Raw genomic sequence first — 20,777 nt, 5'->3', positions numbered from 1 at the left:
GGGTGGGTATGCGGTTATTTTTCAGGAACAACAACCGCATATGAGTCGACCCCGACAGGTGCGCCAACACCGTGCCGGGGTCTGACCACCGAGATCGCAACCGACCAAAGGACCGATCCCCATGGCTGTGGCCCAGCTTATCTGTGAGCTGCCCGCCGACACCTGCCCGAAGGCCGCCCCCGGCTTCGGAAAGCGTGCCGTACCGGGCCAACACCGCGACGCCGACCCGCACTTCGGGCACCTCCCGCCCCGCGAGGCAAGCATCGCCACCTACCTCGACCGCCTCCCCGAAGGCGCCGACATCTCCGTCAAAACCCTCGCCCGCACGACCCCCTACGGCCAATGCGCCCTGCGCACCGCCCTGCGCCTCATCTCCGAAGCCGGACACCTGCGCCGCACCCGCGAAACCGTCCTCGGCACCGACGGCTCCTACCACCACATCACCCGCACCCACTTCTCCCGCACCCCCCGCCCCGACACCTGGTGGGAGGCGTACACCCGCGGCGAACACCCCACCGAAGTGGCTGAGAATGATCGCCGGACGCCCTCGCCGGAACGTCGGCTGCTGGCGCGGCTCGGCCGCCGCGACGTACGGCTCACCCTCAGCGCCGCCGAGTGCGCCGCCCTGGCGCCACTGGCCCGCCGGTGGTACGAGCGCGGTGCGAGCGACGCGGATCTGGAGCACGCGCTGACCGCCGGTCTGCCGTCAACCGTCCACCACCCGGCGTCACTCGTCCGACGACGCCTCCTCGACAAACTCCCACCCCACGCACCCGCGCCCGACCCCGCCGGGCCCCTCATGGAATGCACCCTCTGCCAGAAACCCGGCCGCCCCCACGCCCTCCCCGGCGGACTCTGCCGCACCTGCCGAGGCGAACCCGCACCACCACCACGCATCAACACCGAACACCACCGCGCCCAGGTCCAACGCGTACGCGAAGCCGCCGGATTCGCCCTGCGACCGGCGGGCGCCCCCGTGCAGAGAGCCTGAGCCGCCGCGCGCTCAGCGGGGTGCGAACGGAGCGAGGTCCAGCCGGAAGAGGGTGCCCGGCCGGCCGTCGAACCTCGTGGCGCCCACCGGTGCGAAGCCGAGCCGCGTCAGCACCGTGCGGGAGCCGGGGTTGTCGTCGGTGGTGGCCGCGCGCAGGGAGTTGAGGCCGTACGACTCGACGGCGAGCGAGCAGACGGCGTGCGCCCCGGCGGTGGCCAGACCGCGCCCGGCCGCGGACTGCGCGATGCGGTAACCGAGTTCGGCGGTGCCCTCGCGGCGGTCGACGTCGATCAGGTTGACCCGTCCGAGGATCTCCCCGCCGTCGCCCACCAGGACGTGGAAGTGGCAGAGCCCGCGCTCCTGTTCGGCCAGGAGCGCCGCATGCCGGGCCTCGAACTCCGCGAACCAGGCGTCCCCGCGGTCCGGGACGGCAGCGGCGAAGTACACCCGGTTGCGCCGCTCGAATGCGAGCAGTGCGGGCGCGTGGTCGGGACGGAGGCGCTGGAGGTCGGGCATTGGTCCACGATACGTATCTCCGCGACGCACACGCCGGGCGGGCGAAGTGTGGGTGCGGGACACATCGGTCGAGTCCGGGGCGGCTCCTAGCCTGCGGTCATGACTTCGGATGTGGCGTTCCCAGGCGATGCTGCCGAATCAGCCGGGCCCCGCGCCCGTACCGGCGGGCTCGACGGCCGTACCGCGGTGGTGACCGGCGCGGCCGGCGGTATCGGGCGGGCCTGTGTGCTCCGGCTGGTGGCGGCCGGGGCGAGAGTGCGAGCGGTGGACCGCGACGCGGAGGGCCTGGCGGCACTCGCGCGCGAGATCGACGGGTTGGAGACGGTCGTGCTCGACCTCGCCGTCGAGCTGGACGCGGTCGAACAGGCCGCTGCCGACGCGGACATCGTCGTCAACAACGCGGGCCTCCAGGTCGTCTCGCCGGTGGAGAGCTTCCCTCCGGCGGACTTCTCGCGGCTGCTGACCGTGATGCTGGAAGCGCCGTTCCGGCTGGTCAGGGGCGCGCTGCCGGGGATGTACGAGCGGGGCTGGGGGCGGATCGTGAACATCTCCTCCGTGCACGGGCTGCGTGCCTCGCCGTACAAGTCGGCCTACGTGGCCGCCAAACACGGGCTCGAAGGACTCTCCAAGACGGTCGCGCTGGAGAGCGCCGAGAAGGGCGTCACCTCCAACTGCGTCTGCCCGGGGTACGTCCGCACACCGCTGGTCGAGCGGCAGATCGCCGACCAGGCTGCGCTGCACGGCGTACCGGAGGAACGCGTGGTCAGCGAGGTGCTGCTGGCCGACTCCGCGCTGAAGCGGATGGTGGAACCGGCGGAGGTGGCCGCGGCCGTGGCGTACCTCTGCTCGGCGCAGGCCGCGGCGATCACCGGCACATCCCTCCCGCTCGACGGCGGTTGGACGGCACACTGAGCCGCATGTCAGAGCCGAGCCCCGCTGCCGGGGAGCAGTACCCGCACGGTCCTCGACCCGCGCCCGCCGGGGCCCGGGAGCCGGGTGCGGCCGGACGCCCGGGCGGAGCCGGTTGGACGGGGGCGGAGTCCGGGCCGCCCGCCGCGGCGCGCTATCTGGAGCTGCTGGTGCGCGGCGCCCCCGTGGAGGCGTACGAAGGACCCTCCACCCCGGAACGGCTGCTCGCCCTGCGGCTCCGCGCGGAGCTGGAGGAACGGCGGCGCAGGGAAGCCGAGTTGACCGCGCTGATCGCCACCGCGCACGACCTCGCGGGGCTGCGCGACCTCGACGAGGTGCTGCGGGCGATCGTGCGCCGGGCGCGTTCGCTGCTGGGGACCGACGTCGCGTATCTGACGCTCACCGACACCGAGCGCGGCGACACCTATATGCGGGTCACCGAGGGTTCCGTCTCCGCGCGCTTCCAGCAGCTGCGCCTGGGCATGGGCGAGGGGCTCGGTGGGCTCGTCGCCCAGACCGCCCGCCCGTACGTCACCGATGACTACTCGCGGGACGCCCGGTTCCAGCACACCACCTCCATCGACGACGGGGTGGGCGAGGAAGGACTGGTCGCGATCCTCGGTGTGCCGCTGGCGCTCGGCGAGCAGATCATCGGCGTCATCTACGCCGCCGACCGCCGCGCCCGGCACTACGGGCGTGAACAGATCGCGCTGCTCGCCTCGTTCGCGGCGCACGCCGCCGTCGCGATCGACACCGCGCGGCTGATCTCCGAGACGCGCAACGCTGTCGCCGAACTGGAGGCGGCCGGGCGCACCATCGAACGTGCCGCGCAAGTGCACGACAGGCTAACCGAGTTGGTGCTGCGTGGCGGCGGAGTCGTCGAAGTGGCCGAAGCGCTGGCGGAGGTGCTCGGCGGTGGTGTGTCGTATCTGGAGCCGGAGCAACTGGAGGGCGACATCGAGGAGTTCGTGCGCGAGTCGCTGGCGCGCGGTGGCGCCGTACGGGCCGGCCAGGTCTGGGTGGCGGCCGTCTCGGCGGGCGGCGAACTGCTCGGCGCACTCGCGCTGCACGGCCACCCCGACCTCGCGCCCGTCGACCAGCTCACCCTGGAACGCGCGGCGATGGTCACCTCGCTGCTGCAACTGGCGCGCCGCAGTGCCAGTGACGCGGAGCAGCGGGTGCGCGGCGAACTGCTGGACGATCTGCTCGACGCCCCGCACCGCGACCGGGCACTGCTGCGCGAACGCGCCGGACGTCTGGGCACCCGGCTGGACGGGCCGCAGGCAGTCCTCGCCGCCCGGCTCGCGGCCGAGCCCCAGGCCGCCCAACTCCCGTCCGAGAAAGAGGAGTTCACCGCCCGCAGACGGCTGCTCTCCGCCGCGTCCCATCTCGCCGCCACCGGCCACGGGCTGGCCGCCACCCGCGACGGCGGCGCCGTGCTCCTGCTTCCGCTCGCCGACGGCGACACCGCCTCCGCCCTGGCCCGCCGCGCCGCGACGCAGCTGGGCGCCGCGGTGCACGCCAGGGTGACGGTCGGCGGTGCGGTGGTGGAGCAGGTCCTCGCCGCCGACGACGCCGACCCGGCCGACAGCCCCCTTACGGTCGCGGAACGGTACGACGAGGCCGGCCGCTGCGCCGACGCGCTGCGGCTGCTCGGTCGGGAGGGCGAGGGCGGCACCGCCGAGGACCTGGGCTTCCTGGGGATGCTGCTCGCCGACAGCGGCCCCCGCGGCCTGGACGGCTTCGTCGGCCGCACTCTGGGCCCCGTGCTGGAGTACGACCGTACTCGCGGCACGGATCTCGTCGAGACGCTCCGCGCCTACTTCGCCCACGGAATGAGCCCCGCCCGGGCCAAGGACGACCTGCACGTCCACGTCAACACCGTCACCCAGCGCCTGGACCGGGTCGCCCGGCTCCTCGGCGCGGACTGGCACACCCCCACCCGTGCGCTGGAGATTCAACTCGCTCTGCGCCTGCACCGCTTGAGCACCGCTTTCCGCCCCTGAGAACGCCGACCGGCCGCCCGCGTCACCGCCGCGGAGCGTGCGCGGGCGGGCGGACGCGGCCACGGGCGCGGGCCGGGGTGCGGGCGCTCTGGTGTGTGGCGCCCGGGGGAGGGTCGCGGCCGTCCGCGGGAAGCGGCCCCGTGCCGGACCCGGCGAACGCCGGCCCGGCACCGTGCGGAGGCGCACGGTGCCGGGCCGGGCGGATTGAGGGAACGCGCTCCGGGGGTACGGGGCTCAGGACCGGACACACGGGCCCCGGGGCGGTTCAGCGCGGGGACTTCACCGAGGTGGCCCGCCCGGCGCCACCGTCCTTCCCCGCGGATACGGGTGCCGCGTCGTCGGGCGACGGGATCGGTTCCTCCTCGCCGACGGCGGAGAGGTCCTGGTGGCGGGTCTCCCGGGCGAAGCCGAGGGCGACCGCGGTGAGCACCGCCGCCGCGATGACGTAGAGCGCGATCGGGGTGGAGCTCTCGAAATCGGCGAGCAGCGCGGTGGCGATCATCGGTGCGGGCGCGCCGGCGGCCACCGAGGAGAACTGCGCGCCGATCGAGGCGCCCGAGTACCGCATCCGGGTCGCGAACATCTCCGAGAAGAACGCCGCCTGCGGTGCGTACATCGCCCCGTGCAGGATCAGCCCGACGATCACGGCGAGCACCATCAGCGGGAATTCCCGGCTGTCCAGCAGCGCGAAGAACGGGAAGATCCACAGCCCGATGCCGAACGTGCCGAAGAGGTAGACAGGCTTGCGGCCGATCCGGTCGGAGAGCGCGCCCCAGCCCGGAATGACCGCGAAGTGCACCGCGGAGGCGATCAACACCGCGTTCAGCGCGGTCTGTTGGGACATGTCGAGCTGGTTGGTGACGTAGACGAGGATGAAGGCGGTGATGATGTAGTAGCTGATGTTCTCGGCCATCCGGGCGCCCATGGCCACCAGCACGTCCCGCCAGTGGTGGCGCAGCACGGCCAGCAGCGGAAGTTGTTCGGCCTTCTCCTCGCCGGCCCGGCGCAGCTCCGCCTGGCGCAGCGCCTCCTTGAAGACCGGCGACTCGTCCACCGAGACCCGTATCCACAGGCCGACCAGGACCAGCACTCCCGAGAGCAGGAACGGCACCCGCCAGCCCCAGGAGAGGAACGCGTCCTCGGTGAGCAGGGCCGTCATCGCGGCCAGTACGCCGGTCGCCAGCAACTGGCCCGCGGGTGCGCCGGTCTGCGGCCAGGAGGCCCAGAAGCCGCGTCGTCGCGCGTCACCGTGCTCCGAAACCAGCAGGACGGCGCCGCCCCACTCGCCGCCGATCGCGAACCCCTGGACCAGCCGCAGCAGCGTCAGCAGCATCGGGGCGGCGGAACCGATCGCCGCGTGCGTCGGCAGCAGGCCGATCGCGAATGTCGCGCCTCCCATCAACAGCAACGAGACGACCAGCAGCTTCTTGCGCCCGAGCCGGTCTCCGTAGTGACCGAAGACCAGCGCGCCGATCGGGCGGGCGGCGAACCCGACCGCGTAGGTGAGGAAGGCGAGCAGGGTGCCGACGAGCGGGTCGGAGTCCGGGAAGAACAGCTTGTTGAAGACGAGGGCAGCGGCTGCTCCGTAGAGGAAGAAGTCGTACCACTCGATCGTGGTGCCGATGAGGCTGGCGGCGACCACCCGGCGCAGCGGACCGGGACGGGTGGCGGCGCCGGTGGGGGGCGGGGGAGCGGCCATGGGGTTCACCTCGGTGTGCGCGGGGAGAGGGACAGGGCGGTTGCCACACCGTAGGAAGGCGGCGGCCTCCCACCCATGTGTCCGGCACCCACAGTTGGGGGTGCGCCTGTTAGTCCCGCGGACATGCGCGGGCGCGCGGCGGGAGGCGCCCGGAGCGCGCCGCGGGGGTTCGCACGCTGCCGAACCTGCGGTGCTGCGGGATCGGCGGTGCAGAGGTTCAGCTCCGCCGGGACGCCTGCCCTGCCGGGGTGCCGGCGGTGCCCCGGTTCAGGGGGTGCCGGGCGCGGGTGCCTCGGGGTGCCCCCGGTGGCGGGCCCACTCGGGAGCGAGGATCGACATCACCGCCGCGTCCGTCCGCCGACCCTCCCAGAGCAGCGCCTCGCGCAGCACCCCCTCGGTGACGAAGCCGACCTTCTCGTAGACGCGGCGGGCGCGCGGGTTGAAGGCGTAGACCTCCAGAGAGATCCGGTGCAGTCCCAGCACCTCGAAGCCGTGCCCGACGAGCAGCCGCGTCGCCTCGGTGCCGCTGCCCCGCCCGTGACTGCCGGGCACCAGGGCGATACGGAAGTTGCAGCTGCCGTTGTGGTGGTCGTACTCGTTGAGCACGGCCTCGCCGATGACGTTCCCGGTGGTGCGCTCGACGACGGCGAGGTCGAGCCGTCCGTCCTGGCCCCGGCGCCCGGCGTACCAGTCGCGCAGCTGGCTCTCGTCGGGGTCGGCGTCGTGGCTGCCGGTCAGCCGGGCTGCCTCGGGGTCCCGGAGCATCGGCAGCAGCGCGGGGAGATCGGACTCGGTGACGCACCGCAGCCGCACCACCTCGCCGTCGAGTATCGGATCGGTCCGGAAACCGGGGTGCTCGGCGGGGAGCGGCGCGTGTGTCATGGCCGCATTCTGTCCCGGGCGGCGCCCGACCGGGTGGCGGGGCGGCCTGATCCGGGCGGGCCGGGCCGCGTGCGATGACATTCCCGGGGGTGCGCCGTCGATGCTTCGGGAGAGCTCTCGCCACGATCTGGAGGCAGTAATGGACACACCCGTGGACTTCGGCCCGCTCGCAAGGCGGGTCGGCGAGGTGGTGACGGGAACGGCGGACGCGCAGTTGGACGACCCCACCCCGTGCCCCGACTACTCGGTGCGGGCGCTGCTCGGCCACCTTGTCGGCCTCACCGCCGCCTTCCGCGACGCCGCCCGCAAGAACTTCAGCAGCCTGACGGACACCGATCCCGGCGCCGGCACACCCGAACCCCCCACCGACTGGCGTACGCAATTCCCGCTCATGCTCGACGAGTTGGCCGCCACCTGGCGCGATCCCGCGGCCTGGACCGGGATGACCCGCGCCGGCGGGATCGACCTGCCGGGCGATGTCGCCGGAAGGGTCGTGATCGACGAACTCCTCATCCACGGCTGGGACCTGGCCGTCGCCACCGGACAGTCCTACGACGCGGACCCCGAACTCCTGAACCTCGCCCTGGAGTTCCTCAACGCCTCCACCGACCCGTCCGACCGGGAGGGCATGTTCGGCCCGGTCGTCCCCGCGCCCGCCGACGCCACCGAGCTGGACCGCGCCGTGGCCCTGAGCGGACGCGATCCCGCCTGGACGCCGTGAGGCGACAGGCTCCCGGCCCGTGCGAGCCGTCGGCGCGACCGTACGGCGGCGCAAGGGCCGGGAGCCGCCCGTCCGTCACGGGTTTCTCATGACGTCTGTCACCGCGGGCCGCCGTCGGCGGTGTCTAGCGTGGACCGCACGGAGGGCTCGCTCCCATGCCTCCCGACGCCGGCGGTTGGAGAGACCATGCGGAACGAAACGCTTCTCGTCGAGGACCTGATGCTGTTGATGACCGACGACAGGTCCGGGGCGGTCGCGGGCGCGGGGACGCTCTACTACACGCTGGGCGGGGCGGTGCTGGTGGAGCTCGGCCTCGACGGGCAGGTCGCCGCCGACGAGAACGACACGGGGCTGAACGGGCTGCGGGTGCGTGCCGTCGCCGGGGACCTGCCGACCGACCCGCTGCTGCGCACGGCCCACGACACCGTCGCCTCCCGGGTGCGCGGAGTGCAGACGCTGCTGATCGAGATCGGCACCGGACTGCACGCCACGGTGACCGACCGGCTGGTCGAGCGCGGCCTGCTGCTGAGGCGGAGCAGAACGGTGCTGGGGCTCTTCCGCACGACCTCGACGAGGGTCGCGGACACCGGCCACAAGCGCGAACTCCTCGCACGGCTGCGCGCCACGCTCGTCGACGGGGCCGAGCCCGACTCCCGTACGGCGGCGCTCGCCGGGCTGCTCGCCGCCAGTGGCACGCTGCCGACCCTGCACCGCTCCATCCCCTGGTCGGGCGAGGTATTCCTGCGTGCGAAGCAGCTGGAGCAGGACAGTTGGGCGGCTGAGGCGGTCAACAGCGCGGTGATGCGCACCATGGCGGCGGTCTCCGCCGGTACCGCAGCCGCCGTCACCAGCTGACCCGCCCCGACGGCTGCCCCCGGAATCGGCAAGATCCCGACGAACGACCCGCACCGCCCGGCTCGGCGCTCGGGTCGGGCCCGGCTCGGCGCACCGGCGGATGGAACCGTACGGGCGCTCGTGGAATCCTTCCCTGCGACCGGTACGACGAAGGGGGAGCCACATGTACACGCCGCCGCCGCTCACGATGGGCGAGGAGATCGTGCTGCTGGCACTGGACAACCGGACCGGGGCGCTGCGCTCGCGGCAGAGCGTGGGCTGGGCCGTCGCGGGTGCCGCGCTGATGGAGCTTTCGGTGCAGGGGCGCATCGGCATCGACCGCAAGAAGCTCCACCTCGTCGACGCGAGGCCGACCGGCAACGAGGCGCTGGACGAGTCCCTGCGGTGGCTGGTCGGCAAGCCCGCGCACCCCTCGCTGTTCGCCCCACGGGTGCGCGGCCTGGTCAACCGCGAGGCGCGCCGCGGGGTGGGCAAGATCCAGACCAGCCTGGTGCAGCACGGAGTCGTCCGTCTGGAGCCGGGGTTGCTGAAGCGTTACCCGGTCCTCGATCCCGGGCCGGAGAAGGCGGTGCGGGCGATGCTCGACCAGGTCGTCCTCGGCGGGTACCACCCCGACGCGCGGATCGGCGGACTGATCGCGCTGCTGCACACCACGAAGCTGCACAAGATCGCCTTCCCCGGCCACCGGCCGCGCGATCTGAAGCCCCGGATGAAGGAGATCTCCGAGGGCAACTGGGCTGCTGCCGAGGTGAAGCAGGCCATCGCAGCCGCTGCTGCCGCCGTGGCCGCCTCGGTGGCCGCCGCCTCGTCGGCGGGCAGCTGAGCGCGGGCAGCTGAGCGCGGACGGCTGAGCGCGGACGGCTGAGCGGAACGCCTGAACGCGGACGGCCGAACGGAACCGCTGAGCGCGGGCGGCGTACGAGCTCCTCCGCCGCGCAACGTGCTCGGACGGACATCGCCGCGCGACGGCGGGGGCCGCGCCGCGCAGGGCCCGACGGGGTGGGCGGGCCTATGCTCAGCACGATGTTCAGTCCCGAGGGCCCCACTGTCCGCGAACTCGCCGTGCAGGCGCTCTCCTCCGTCGAGCGCGGCTACGACCTGCTCGCCCCCAAGTTCGACCACACCCCCTTCCGTACGCCCGACCTCGCGCTCGCCGGTACGGCCCGGGTGCTGGCCGGGCTCGGGAGTCACGGCAGCGGGCTCGACCTGTGCTGCGGCACCGGCGCCGGAGTGGAGGTGCTGCGCTCGGTCTGCACGGAGGAGGCCGTCGGCGTCGACTTCAGCGCGGGGATGCTGGAGGTCGCGCGCGAGCGGCACCAGCGGCCCGCCGCCGGCCGGCACGCCGCACGCGGCGGACCGGCGGTGCGGTGGGTGCGCGGTGACGCCCGGCAGCTGCCCTTCGCCCCCGAATCCTTCGAACTCGTCGCCAGCTTCGGTGCGTTGGGTCATTTCCTGCCCGCGGAGTGGCCGGGGCTGTTCGCCGGGGTGCGCCGGGTGCTGCGCCCGGGCGGGCACCTGGTGCTGCCGCTCGCCGCCCCGCCGCGTCCGGGCAGCGCCGAGTACTGGACGCTGTACGCCTTCGACGGGGCGATGCGGGTGCGCAATGCGCTCTGGCGTCCGCCGTTCGTCATGTACTACCGCACGATGCGGTACAGCGGACTTCGACAGGCCCTGGTTCGGGCGGGGTTCGCCGTGGAGCTGCATCCGCTCGGCGAGTACGGCATTCGCGAGGACGGCAGCCCCCGTGCAGGCCTGGTCGTCGCCACCCGGCAGGCAGCGCAGGCCGGTTGAGCTTCAGCCCCCTCAACCTGGCTGCGAGCACGGGCAGTTAACGGGGCCGTCTCCTGCTGAGTCCTTGGCCTTCCCCGTCGCCCGCTCAACTTCGCAGGTCCACCACGACCTTGACGTCCTGCGGGCCCTTGTGGAGAGCCTCCGCGTAGCCGTCCATCGGGACGCGTCGGGTGATCAGCCGCTCCAGCCAGGTGCGGTCCGCCTCGGCCAGCGCCCGGACGGCCTGCTCGTAGTGGCGGCGCGCGGCGTTGACGGTGCCGAAGACCACCGAATTGTCCAGCACCAGCATCTTGTTGACCTCGTCGGCGTCGACCGAGACCTCCTTGCTGCCGGAGGCGATACCGGTCAGGCAGAGCACCGACGCAGGCGGCAGGATCTCGGAGAGTCCGAACACCAGCGGGCCGTGACCGGTGCACTCGATCACCACGTCCGGCCGCAACGGCAGCTCGGTGACCTCGCCGGTGTGGTACGTCGCCCCGAGCTGCCGCACCAGGTCCGGCTTCGGCCCGGTGTCGTTGCGGTCCAACACGTGGACGTCCAGGCCGCGTTGGACGCCCATCATCGCGCCGAAGAGCCCGATCGGCCCGGCCCCGGTGATCAGCGCGGTACGCGGGCGCAGGCTGGCCCGGGCGAGGATGCGCTCCGTCTGCTCCCACGCCTTGGCGAGGACCGAGGCGGGTTCGACCAGTACGCCGCAGTCGCCGAGCGAAGGATCGACGGGGACCGCGAACTCCGGTTCCAGACGCCAGAGTTGAGAGCCGTACCCGTGCAGCTCCTTGATTCCCCGTTCGGTGTAACGGCCGTTGAGGCAGAAGTCCCACTCGCCCTCGCCGCACGGTCCGCACGGCACCGGGTCGGGCCGACGCACGATCCCCGCCACCCGGTCGCCGGGCGAGAAGCCGCTGCCCCGTGGTGCCTCCCGCACGACGCCGAGCGACTCGTGTCCCAGCAGCAGCCGTTCCTCGCCGGGCGGCGGGCTGCCGTAGCCGTCCTCCACGATGTCGGCGTCGGTGCCGCAGATTCCCAGCAGCTCGCCCTCGACGAGCAGCGTGCGGTCGTCGGGCGGGAGGTCGGGCACTTCGGCGGTCGCCACGCTGCTCGGATCCCCGGGTACCACGGTGATGGCCTTCATACGGGCGCCCCTTCGTCGGGTGCTCTCCGGCGCGGCTCGGCGGTCCGCACCGCGTCTCCCAGCGTCACCGCGGCGGACCGGACCGTCGAGCTGGCCGCGTCCGTGCCCGGGACGGCGGGCGACGCACGGCTCGCCGCAGCCTGCGAGACCGTGCGGACGGTGCTGCTGGACCTGCTGCTGTTCGTCGGCGCGGACGCGGGCGAGGCCGCTCACGCCGTACGGGCCGATCCCCGGCAGGGCCGGCGCCGGCCCTGCCGGGGATCGGCCCGTACGGCGTGAGCGGCCTCGCCCGCCTGCGAGGGTGGGTGGGCTCAGTGGCGGCGGAAGGGCAGACGGCGTGCCGCGGGCGGCGGCTCGGCCAGATCGAGCCGGCGCCGGCCCTGCCGGGGATCGGCCCGTACGGCGTGAGCGGCCTCGCCCGCGTCCGCGCCGACGAACAGCAGCAGGTCCAGCAGCACCGTCCGCACGGTCTCGCAGGCTGCGGCGAGCCGTGCGTCGCCCGCCGTCCCGGGCACGGACGCGGCCAGCTCGACGGTCCGGTCCGCCGCACAGCGCCGCACTCCGGGGTCGCCCGGCGCGAGGGCGAGGGCGGTGACCACCGTGGCCAGGTCGTGCACCACGGGGGCGACCGTCGCGCGCCCGGGGGCGTCCAGGTCCTCGGCCGTGCGGGTGAGCATCAGGCATCCGTTGCCGAGCAGATCGAGCCGGGTCGCGTACTCGCCCTCGCGGGCGATCAGCGGCCCGCGGCCCCACCAGAGCGGGGAGTGCCGCGCCGCCCGCGAGGTCAGCACGCGGGTCCGGCTCACCTCCGAGAGGTGGCCGTAGACCGACCGCAGATGGTCCCAGGTCCACTCGCTGAGGTGGTCGCCCTCGTGCCGCAGTGCCCGGGCGGTGAGGTGGAGGGCGTCGGCGAGGTCGGCGAGCGCGGCGGCCTCGGCGCGTCGCAGCAGCGCCAACGGCTCGACGGGGAAGAGCAGTTGACTGAAGACGAGCGCGACGGCCGCCCCCAGCAGCACGTCGAGGATGCGTTCCGTACCGCTCTGCACGGTGCCGGTCGCCACGACCAGCACCGCGCTGACCGCCGCCTGGGCGATGGTGATGCGCTCACCGCCGAACAGGAGGGCGAGCAGCATGGCGAGCAGGGTCGCCCCGGCCATCACTCCGTACCCGGTGCCGACGAAGGTGATCGCCACCTCCGCGACGAGGATGCCGGCCAGTACGCCGGCCACGAATCGCACCGCGTTCGTGCCGCGTTCGCCCCGTGCGGCGTTGAGGGCGACCAGGGTGGTGATCGGGGCGAAGATCGGCTGGGGATGGTCGGCCACCGTGATCGCGAGCCACCAGGCGATGGTGGCACCGGCCGACTGCTGGAGAAGCATCCACAGCTTGTCGGTCAATCGGTCCCAGGCGGGCCGGCCGGCTCGGGCCGTACGCCGCAGTCCGCGTCCGGCCGCTGCCCGCCAGGTGCCGAACCAGCCTGCCGGTGAGCTGCCGGTGTGCGGTCTGCGACCCTCGTCCGGCGCGGGCCCCGGGGGTGTGCGCCCGTCCGGCATCGTCAGTCCGACCGCCGGGCCGAGTCGGCCGACTTCTTGCCGAAGCGGTCGTGCAGCGAGGCGTCCACCTCGTTGAAGTCGCGCCCGCGTGTCTCCGGCACGTACCGGAGGACGAAGAAGAGCCCGAAGGCGCAGATCACCGCGAAGATCCAGAAGGTCGGGCCCTGGCCGATCGCGTCCACCACCGGCAGGAAGACGAGCCCGACGACGAAGTTGGCCAGCCAGTTGACCGTCGTCGAGGCGCTGGAACCGGTCGCCCGCGCCGAGGGCGGGAACAGCTCGCCCACCAGCACCCAGAAGACGGGGCCCAGTCCGCAGGCGAAGGCGGCGATGTAGAGCACCATGCAGATGAGCGTGATCACCGAGTTCAGCTCGGCCTCGAAGGAGAGGCCGAGCAGCGTCAGTGTCACCAGCATCCCGGTGAGCGAGCCGAGCAGCAGCACCCGCCGTCCCAGACGGTCCACCAGGCGCAGCGCCACCAGGGTCATCACCAGGTTGATCAGGCCGATGAAGACCGAGTAGAAGATCGAGTTCGACGCGGTCAGACCGGTCTGCTCGATGATGGTCGGGGCGTAGTAGATGATCGTGTTGATGCCGCCGAGCTGCTGTACGGCGGCGAGCGTCAGCCCGACGATCAGCGCCGGCCGCACCGGGCCCGCGAGCAGCGAACGCCAGCCGGTGGCAGGCGAGTTGCCCCTCCCGCCGGGCTTTCGGCCTTGCTGCCCTTGCCGTCCCCACCGCTGCTGCCGTCCCCACCGCGGCCGTTCCCGCCGCTGCTGCCGTCTCCGCCGTGCGTCGCGGAGGTGTCTGCGCCGTTGCCCTCGTTCCGTGCGCCCCCGTCGTCCCGCCTGCTGCTCTCGTCGTCCTCGCTCCCGCCGCCCTGCACGAGCCGGATCAGCCGGTTGGCGCGTTCCTCGTTGGTGACCCGGGCGATCTGTCTGCGTGCCTGATCCGTACGGCCCTGAACGATCAGCCACTGGGGCGACTCCGGCAGGAAGAACAGGGCCCCCAGCACCAGCAACGTCGCCGGCACCAGCCCGAAGCCGAACATCGCCCGCCAGTTCTCGGTACTGGAGAAGGTCAGGTTCACCAGATAGGCGCCGAGGATGCCGACCGTGATCATCAACTGGTTCAGGCCCAGGATCCGGCCGCGGATCTCGGCCGGCGAGAGCTCGGAGAGGTAGATGGGTACGGTCGCCGAGGCGCCGCCGGCCGCCAGTCCCAGCACGACCCGGGCGAGCATCAACGAGCCGTACCCCTGAGCGGTCACCGCCAGCACGGTGCCGACGACGAAGATCAGGCCCTCCAGCATCAGCGTGCGCCTCCGCCCGATCCGGTCGGCCACCCGCCCGGCTCCGAGGGCGCCGAACATCGCGCCGATCAGCAGCACGCTGACGACGCTGCCCTGCTGGAAGGAGCTGAGGCCGAACTCGTGCCGGAAGAAGAGCAGCGCACCCGACACCACACCGGTGTCGAACCCGAAGAGGAATCCGCCGAGCGCCACCACCAGCGCCGACCGGTACACCTTCCGTACGCCCTTCGCGGGCAGTTCGGCGAGCGGCCCGCCGCTGCCCGACCCACGGGAGGATCCCTGACCCACGTCATGCTCCTGACTGGCAGCGCCGGGATGCCCGGCGGTAGTGGCGAGCCGATTCGCACGCACCGGAACGTCGCTGCACCCGGCTGACGTGCGCATGAGACGTACCGGGCACCGTCTGCCACTAAACCCCCGCCGAAGCCGCCGAAGCCGCTACTGAAGCGCCCGCACGACCGCCGTGAACAGCGCGGGAAACCGCCGGGCCGCCGGTACGACCAGCCGCGCGGTGCGGGGGTGCCGGGTGGTCCGTACGAGTGCCTCGGTCAGCAGCCGGTGCCGCCGAGTGGCTCCGGCCCACCGTGTCGGGTACGCCTCCGGGCGCCCCTCGGCCAGGCACTGCACCGCCGCCTCCGCCGTGGCCAGCGCCAGCGCCACGCCCTCGCCGGTGAGCGCATCGACGTACCCCGCCGCGTCCCCGACCAGCAGCACCCGGCCGGCCCGCGGCGTGCGCACCCGCTGCCGGAGCGGTCCCGCGCCCCTCACCGCTGTCGCCGGCTCGGCCCCGTGGCCGGCCAGCGTCGCGAGCAACTCCGGGAAGGCGGCCAGATGTTCGGGGTAGCCGCGACGGTGGTGGCTGAGTACGGCGACGCCCACCAGATCGCCGGCGACCGGTGTCACGTACGCCTCGCCGTACGGGCTCCAGTGGACCTCCACGAAGTCCGTCCACGGCTGTACCCGGAAGTGCCGCCGCAGTCCGTAGCGGGCCGCCGTCTGCGGGGGGAGGTCCAGGCCCAGACGCCGGCGCAGCGGTGAGTGCAGCCCGTCCGCGGCGATCAGCCAGCGCGCGGTGCGGCCCGCGGCGGCGATGTGGTCCGGGTACTGCCGTACGTCCTCGACCCGGCCGGTCAGCCGCTCCACCCCGACCGCCGCCACCCGCTCGGCGAGCGCGGAGTGCAGCTCGGTGCGCCGTACACCCAGCCCGGTGGCGGTTGCGGTGGGGATCGCGGTTGCGGGCGCTGTCGCGGTGGCGGAGGCCGCGGCGGCGGTGGCTGTGCGTGTGCTGCCGGGGGGCGCGGTTTCGGCGGCCCTGCCCGGCGCGCGGAAGCGGGCCTCGGCACGGTGCCGGCCGTCCAGGTAGCGGATGCCGCGCAGCTCACGCCCGGCGGGCAGCACCCCGAGCGAGCGCAGCGCCGCGACACCGCTGGGCATCACGCCCTCGCCGCACGCCTTGTCCACCGGCCCGACGCGGGGTTCGACGACGGCCGCACGCAGACCGGCGCGTTCCGCACAGAGCGCGGCGGCCAGGCCCGCGGGTCCGCCGCCGGCGATCAGCACGTCGAAGTCGGGAACGGCGGTCACGGCGCTGTGTCGGCCGAACGCCCGCTGTCCCCGGCGGAGTTGGCGGCCGTTTCGGTGGGACGGGCACGCCGCGGGGTACGGACGTCCGGTGCGGGGGTGTCCGGTGCGGGGGCGCCCCCGGGAGCGGTTGACCTGTCGGAGCTGGTCGGGGCCGCGGGGCGCAGCGCGTCGTCCTCGCAGCGGATGCGCACCACCATCAGGGCGGCGTTGAGCAGTGTGAAGACCGCGCCCGTGATCCACGCGCCGTGCACCAGCGGCAGCGCCAGGCCCTCGACGGCGACGGCCACGTAGTTGGGGTGGCGCATCAGCCGGTACGGGCCGCCCGCCACCAGCGGCAGCCCGGGGACCACGATGACCCGGGTGTTCCAACGCGGTCCGAGCGTGTGGATGCACCACCAGCGCAGTCCCTGGGAGGCGACCACCAGCAGCAGCATCGTCCAGCCGAGCGCGGGGCTGAACTCACGGTCGGCCAGGCCCACTTCGAGCAGTGCGCCGAGCAGTAGCCCGGTGTGCAGCACGACCATCGGCGGGTAGTGGCCGAATCCGTGCTCCACCCCTCCGCGCTCCAGGCTCCAGCGGGTGTTGCGTTTGGAGACGACCAGTTCGACCAGCCGCTCCACCCCCACCAGCAGCACCAGCGCCGTGAACCAGAACATCGGATCTCCCACTCTCTGTGTCTCGTTGCGCGGTTCCTCGCCGGGCCGCGCCGTCCGGCGCCGTCGTGCGCTGTGCTGCGTTTCGCGGGGCTGTCGGGCTGTCGGGCTGTCGGGCTGTCGGACTGTCGGGCTGTCGTGCCGTGGTGGTGTGGTTCGCGGTGTGGGTCCCGGGCTCTGCACCGCGGGCTCCCGATCACCAGTCGAGGAGCACCAGTTCGGCGCAGAAGCCGGGGCCCATCGCCAGCAGCAGGCCGGGGGTGCCGCGCGGCGGCCGGCGTTCGGCGAGGGTGTCGCGCAGCACGTGCAGCACCGACGACGAGGACAGATTGCCGATCTCCTCCAGCGAACGCCAGGTCACGTCCAGCGCCCCCTCCGGCAGCGCCAGCGCTTCGCTGACCGCCTCCAGCACCTTCGGCCCGCCGGGGTGGCAGACCCAGGCGGTGATGTCCTGCGGCTTCAGACCGTGATCGGCGAGAAAGGCGTGCACGTCGTCGGCGAGGTAGCGGCGTACGACGTCCGGGACGGTCGCGTCCAGGACCACCCGGAAGCCGGTGTCCGTCACGTCCCAGCCCATCACGCGTTCGGTGTCCGGGTACATCCGGCTGCGGGAGTCCACAACTCGCGGCGCCGAAGGGGCAGTTGCGGTCTCCCGGTCGGATCCCGAGGACCCTGCCGTTCCCGGCGCTCGTACGCCTTGCGCCGCCGCGCCCGCGTACGCGGGGTGGTCCGGACCCACCGCGACCACCGCCGCGGCCCCGTCGCCGAAGAGTCCGGAGGCGACCAGGTTCGCCATCGAATCGTCGCCGCGCTGGAAGGTCAACGAACACAGCTCCACCGACAGCAGCACCGCCACCTGGTCGGGCCGGCCCAGCAGATAGTCGTGCAACCGAGCGATACCGGCCGCGCCCGCCACACATCCGAGCCCGAAGATCGGCAGCCGCTTCACATCGGGTCGCAGCCCCAGCCGCCCCACGAGCCTCGCGTCCACCGACGGCGCCGCGATCCCGGTCACCGAGGTGAACATCAGCAGATCCACGTCCTCGGGCCGCACTCCCGCCGCCCGCAGCGCACCCCGTACCGCCTCGGCGCCCAGCGAACAGGCCGTGTCGACGAAGACCTCGTTCCTCGCACCGAGCCCGTGCAGCCCCGCGTACTCCTCCACCGGCAGGGCGAGGTTCCGGTGCCGCACCCGTGCGCTGGTGTGCAGTCGGCGCAGTACGCGCCGATCGGCGCCCTGAGGCAGGCAGTTGCGGGCCACCAGCGCGGTGAGCTCCTCCTGGGGATAGCGGTGTGGTGCCAGTACTCCGTGGACAGCTGCGATCCGGGTCATCGATCCCCACTCGGGTCTGTGTACAGCGGTACGTCGGCGGTCACTGACGCTACGGGCATGATCGCGCTGCGTACAGGTATCCGCCCAGGGACACCGCCGAGTGCAGGACAGCCGCCGCCCGCGCGCAGTGCGTCCCGGGTGCGGCCCGCCCGTTCACGTCCCGGCGGTGCGGCGCCAGGGGGCCCGTGACGCACCGGCACTTCTGACGCCCCGACACCCCCGCTGCACTTCGGCGGCGGTGACGCGCCGTCGCGGCCCCGGCGCCCCACCGGCCGGGCCCCGAGGCCTCCGACTCCCGTGTCCGGCGGCGCCCGACCCCTGCGGCCCGACACGAGCCCGGCGCCCGACCGTCCGAGCGCCCGACCGTCCGAGCGCCCGACCGCCCTCGCGCCCTCGCGTCCGAGTCCGCGAGTCCCGCCCCGGCGACACAGCTGACGCTCCGGTAGGCGCGACGGCCCTCGGCGGTCCGCGGCGTTCCCTACGATCGGGGCGTGGACCCGCATCCGCTCCCTCCCCGCCCGCCGGCGCCGACGGCCAGTCAGCCGGCCGCCGCTGCGCGCCGTACCGGAGCGCTCCCGACAGCCCTGCTGCGCTGCTCCCATCCCGGCGCGGTGCTGGCCGTCACCGTGCTCACCACCGTCCTGGCCGCCACCGGGGATCACCCGGCCCGCAGCTCCGCGCTGGTCGCCGCCGCCGTGCTCAGCGGCCAACTCTCCGTCGGGTGGAGCAACGACGCCCACGACGCGGCACGGGACACCGCGGCCGACCGCGCCGACAAACCCGTGGTGGCCGGCGACATCACCGCCCGCACGCTCTGGACTGCCGCCGGGACCGCCCTCGCCGTCTGCGCCGTGCTCTCGCTCGCCTGCGGAACGCTCGCCGGCACCGTCCACCTCCTCGGAGTGGCCGGGGCCTGGTTGTACAACCTCCGGCTGAAGTCCACCGTCCTGTCGTGGCTGCCGTACGCGGTGGGCTTCGCCGCGCTGCCAGCCTTCGTCGCGCTCGCCGAACCGGGCGGCACCACGTCCGCGTGGTGGGCGGTGACCGCCGGCGCGCTGCTCGGCGTCGCCGCCCATCTGGCGGACGTACTGCCGGACCTGCGGCAGGATCTCGCCGCCGGCGTACGGGGGCTGCCGCAGCGCATGGGCGCCCGTACGACCCGCGCACTGCTGCCGGTCCCGCTGGTCGCCGCCACCGCGGTGCTCGCGTTCGGCCCGCCCGACGTACCCGGCGCCGCGGCCGTACTGGCACCGCCGGCGGCGGTCGCGCTGGCGTTGGGCGGGCTGGCGCTCGGGCGCCGGGTGCGGCACGCACCGTTCGCCGGTGCGGTCGGGGTGGCCGTACTGGCCGTCGGCCTGCTGGTGACCTCCGGCGCCGGCACGGGCTGACGCACGGGCCGACGGCGGAGCCGCGCGGGTCGGCGTACGGCGCGTACGGCGCGTACGGCGCGTACGGCGCGGGTCCGGCGGGCGGCGCCCGTACGCGTCGCCGGGCGGCCGGGGTACGACCGCGGCGCCGGTACCGGCCGGGGTGCGAGCCCACTTGCCGCCCGGGGAGCGGCGGCGCACTCTGAAGTCACCCGACCGAACCCGACCCGTCCCACCGTTCCGCCCACGCGACCAGCCCCACGCGACCCGCCGCAACCCGATCCGCCGAAACGCGACCCTGCCCCGGGACGCCTGCGGCCGGGAGCGGCGCGCGGGGCGCCACCGCTCTCGGAGATTGGCGCAGACCCCGATGCTGCGAGACGAAGAGCCACCGCCCGAGGTCGTCGGAGCAGAGTTCGAGCCCGAAATGCCCAAGGGGCTCCGGCTGCTCACCGCGATCCTGCCGTGGGTGATCGTGGTCGTCGTCTCGCTCGTCGCCGCGCTCAGCGCCCCGGGACTGCGCTGGGCCTCGATGCTTGCCGCCGCGCCCGCGCTCGCCGCGGTCCGCTACACACCCCGCGGCGTGCTGCTCATCGGCGGTGTCTCCGTCGCACTGGCTGCGGTGCTCGGCATGCGCAGCGACATCGCCAACGACCGTCCGCAGGTGCTCGCCGCGCTTGTCGCCGTCACTCTGGTCAGCGCGCTCGGCAGCGAGCTGCGCAGACGCCGCGAACGCACCCTGGCGGCCGTGCGGTCGGTGTCGGAGGCCGCTCAGCAGGCCGTACTGGCGCCCGTGCCCGAACGGGTCGGCGCCCTGCGCTGCGCGGTCACCTACAACGCCGCCGCGGCCGAGGCCCGTATCGGCGGCGACCTGTACGCGGTGGTCGAAACCCCGCACGGCGTACGGGCCCTCATCGCCGACGTGCGCGGAAAGGGCCTCCCGGCGGTGCGCACGGCCGCCCAGGTGTTCGGCGTCTTCCGCGAAGCGGCGTACGACGAGGAGGACCTGCTGGAGATCGTCCACCGCGTCGAACGCAGCCTCAGCCGGAGTCTGGGCGGCGACGACTTCGTGACCGCGCTGGTCGCCGGCTTCCCGAAACCGCACGGGCTGGAACTGGTCAACTGCGGCCACCAGCCGCCGTTCTGGATCCGGGACGGGCGGATCACCGTCGTCGAACCGGTCGCCACGGTGCCCCCTCTCGGCCTCGCCGCGCTCGGCGGCGACCGTCCGGTGCGCCAGGTGCTGCCGTTCGAACCGGGGGACCAACTCCTGCTGTACACCGACGGCGTGACCGAGGCACGCGACGCCGAGGGCTTCTTCTACCCGCTCGCCGACCGGCTGCCGCGCCTGCTCGCCCGCGAACCGGAAACCACGCTCGCCGCCGTGCGCACCGACCTCACCTCCCACGCCGGCGGCCGGCTGCGCGACGACGCCGCGATGCTCCTGCTGCAACGCACCACCGACTGAACCCG

17 protein-coding genes and 2 pseudogenes are annotated in these 20,777 nt (G+C 73.6%); 10 read left to right on the top strand and 9 right to left on the bottom strand.

All coding sequences use genetic code 11. The features are described from left to right. Positions 1–121: 121 nt before the first annotated feature. Positions 122–991 carry a hypothetical protein gene (locus JGS22_RS05775; RefSeq protein WP_216814856.1) on the top strand — a complete coding sequence of 290 codons (870 nt, stop codon included), beginning with the start codon at positions 122–124 and terminating at the stop codon, positions 989–991. A 12-nt stretch (positions 992–1,003) separates the two neighbouring features. On the opposite strand, the gene JGS22_RS05770 is transcribed toward JGS22_RS05775, so the two are convergent. Beyond that, positions 1,004–1,507 (bottom strand): GNAT family N-acetyltransferase, encoded by a 504-nt coding sequence (locus tag JGS22_RS05770; RefSeq protein WP_216814855.1) that lies wholly within the window; start codon positions 1,505–1,507, stop codon positions 1,004–1,006. Between the two features lie 99 nt (positions 1,508–1,606). On the opposite strand from JGS22_RS05770, the gene JGS22_RS05765 reads away from it, so the two are divergent. Beyond that, a complete protein-coding gene (locus tag JGS22_RS05765) occupies positions 1,607–2,419 on the top strand; it encodes a 3-hydroxybutyrate dehydrogenase (protein ID WP_211042408.1) in 813 nt (270 codons plus the stop codon). A 5-nt stretch (positions 2,420–2,424) separates the two neighbouring features. Next, the gene (locus tag JGS22_RS05760) at positions 2,425–4,422 is read left to right on the top strand and encodes a helix-turn-helix domain-containing protein (protein ID WP_211042409.1); all 1,998 of its coding nucleotides are present in this window, start codon (positions 2,425–2,427) and stop codon (positions 4,420–4,422) included. A 265-nt stretch (positions 4,423–4,687) separates the two neighbouring features. On the opposite strand, the gene JGS22_RS05755 is transcribed toward JGS22_RS05760, so the two are convergent. Both JGS22_RS05755 and JGS22_RS05750 read right to left on the bottom strand, forming a co-directional pair. Beyond that, entirely contained in the window at positions 4,688–6,121 is a 1,434-nt protein-coding gene (locus tag JGS22_RS05755; protein WP_211042410.1) for an MFS transporter, read from the bottom strand. A 267-nt stretch (positions 6,122–6,388) separates the two neighbouring features. Continuing rightward, positions 6,389–7,003, bottom strand: a complete 615-nt coding sequence (locus JGS22_RS05750) for a GNAT family N-acetyltransferase (RefSeq protein WP_211042411.1) — start codon at positions 7,001–7,003, stop codon at positions 6,389–6,391. A 139-nt stretch (positions 7,004–7,142) separates the two neighbouring features. Between JGS22_RS05750 and JGS22_RS05745 the strand changes: the two genes are divergently transcribed. From JGS22_RS05745 to JGS22_RS05730, 4 genes are all read left to right on the top strand, one after another. After that, a complete protein-coding gene (locus tag JGS22_RS05745) occupies positions 7,143–7,724 on the top strand; it encodes a TIGR03086 family metal-binding protein (protein WP_211042412.1) in 582 nt (193 codons plus the stop codon). Positions 7,725–7,910: 186 nt separating this feature from the next. Further along, positions 7,911–8,579 (top strand): GOLPH3/VPS74 family protein, encoded by a 669-nt coding sequence (locus tag JGS22_RS05740; protein WP_211042413.1) that lies wholly within the window; start codon positions 7,911–7,913, stop codon positions 8,577–8,579. A gap of 163 nt (positions 8,580–8,742) precedes the next feature. Next, on the top strand, positions 8,743–9,402 hold the full coding sequence (locus JGS22_RS05735) for a GOLPH3/VPS74 family protein (RefSeq protein WP_211042414.1): 660 nt from the start codon (positions 8,743–8,745) through the stop codon (positions 9,400–9,402). A gap of 200 nt (positions 9,403–9,602) precedes the next feature. Continuing rightward, positions 9,603–10,370: a class I SAM-dependent methyltransferase gene (locus JGS22_RS05730; protein WP_216814854.1), complete on the top strand. Its 768-nt coding sequence runs from the start codon at positions 9,603–9,605 to the stop codon at positions 10,368–10,370. An 85-nt stretch (positions 10,371–10,455) separates the two neighbouring features. Here the strand turns inward: JGS22_RS05730 and JGS22_RS05725 are convergent, their stop codons facing one another. After that, a complete protein-coding gene (locus JGS22_RS05725; protein ID WP_211042416.1) occupies positions 10,456–11,502 on the bottom strand; it encodes a glucose 1-dehydrogenase in 1,047 nt (348 codons plus the stop codon). Positions 11,503–11,604: 102 nt separating this feature from the next. On the opposite strand from JGS22_RS05725, the gene JGS22_RS05720 reads away from it, so the two are divergent. Further along, a complete protein-coding gene (locus JGS22_RS05720) occupies positions 11,605–11,781 on the top strand; it encodes a hypothetical protein (RefSeq protein WP_216814853.1) in 177 nt (58 codons plus the stop codon). Positions 11,782–11,813: 32 nt separating this feature from the next. On the opposite strand, the gene JGS22_RS05715 is transcribed toward JGS22_RS05720, so the two are convergent. The 5 genes and pseudogenes from JGS22_RS05715 to JGS22_RS05690 form a co-directional block, all read right to left on the bottom strand. Beyond that, a complete protein-coding gene (locus JGS22_RS05715; protein WP_216814852.1) occupies positions 11,814–13,055 on the bottom strand; it encodes an FUSC family protein in 1,242 nt (413 codons plus the stop codon). 2 nt (positions 13,056–13,057) lie between these two features. Then, positions 13,058–14,655: pseudogene (locus JGS22_RS27295) on the bottom strand (MFS transporter). Between the two features lie 150 nt (positions 14,656–14,805). Then, complete coding sequence (locus tag JGS22_RS05700) at positions 14,806–15,951, bottom strand: NAD(P)/FAD-dependent oxidoreductase (protein WP_211042375.1); 1,146 nt, start codon at positions 15,949–15,951, stop codon at positions 14,806–14,808. Positions 15,952–16,100: 149 nt separating this feature from the next. After that, positions 16,101–16,607 (bottom strand): annotated as a pseudogene (locus tag JGS22_RS05695) (isoprenylcysteine carboxyl methyltransferase family protein); the annotation flags it as partial. A 193-nt stretch (positions 16,608–16,800) separates the two neighbouring features. Beyond that, positions 16,801–17,937 carry a type III polyketide synthase gene (locus JGS22_RS05690; RefSeq protein WP_211042373.1) on the bottom strand — a complete coding sequence of 379 codons (1,137 nt, stop codon included), beginning with the start codon at positions 17,935–17,937 and terminating at the stop codon, positions 16,801–16,803. A 491-nt stretch (positions 17,938–18,428) separates the two neighbouring features. On the opposite strand from JGS22_RS05690, the gene JGS22_RS05685 reads away from it, so the two are divergent. Both JGS22_RS05685 and JGS22_RS05680 read left to right on the top strand, forming a co-directional pair. Continuing rightward, on the top strand, positions 18,429–19,325 hold the full coding sequence (locus JGS22_RS05685; RefSeq protein WP_211042372.1) for a UbiA family prenyltransferase: 897 nt from the start codon (positions 18,429–18,431) through the stop codon (positions 19,323–19,325). Between the two features lie 349 nt (positions 19,326–19,674). After that, complete coding sequence (locus JGS22_RS05680; protein WP_236073037.1) at positions 19,675–20,772, top strand: PP2C family protein-serine/threonine phosphatase; 1,098 nt, start codon at positions 19,675–19,677, stop codon at positions 20,770–20,772. Positions 20,773–20,777: the final 5 nt, after the last annotated feature.

It is taken from the genome of Streptomyces tardus (assembly GCF_018101125.2).
Classification (GTDB): domain Bacteria; phylum Actinomycetota; class Actinomycetes; order Streptomycetales; family Streptomycetaceae; genus Streptomyces; species Streptomyces tardus.
This window is presented reverse-complemented; position numbering and strand designations above follow the sequence as displayed.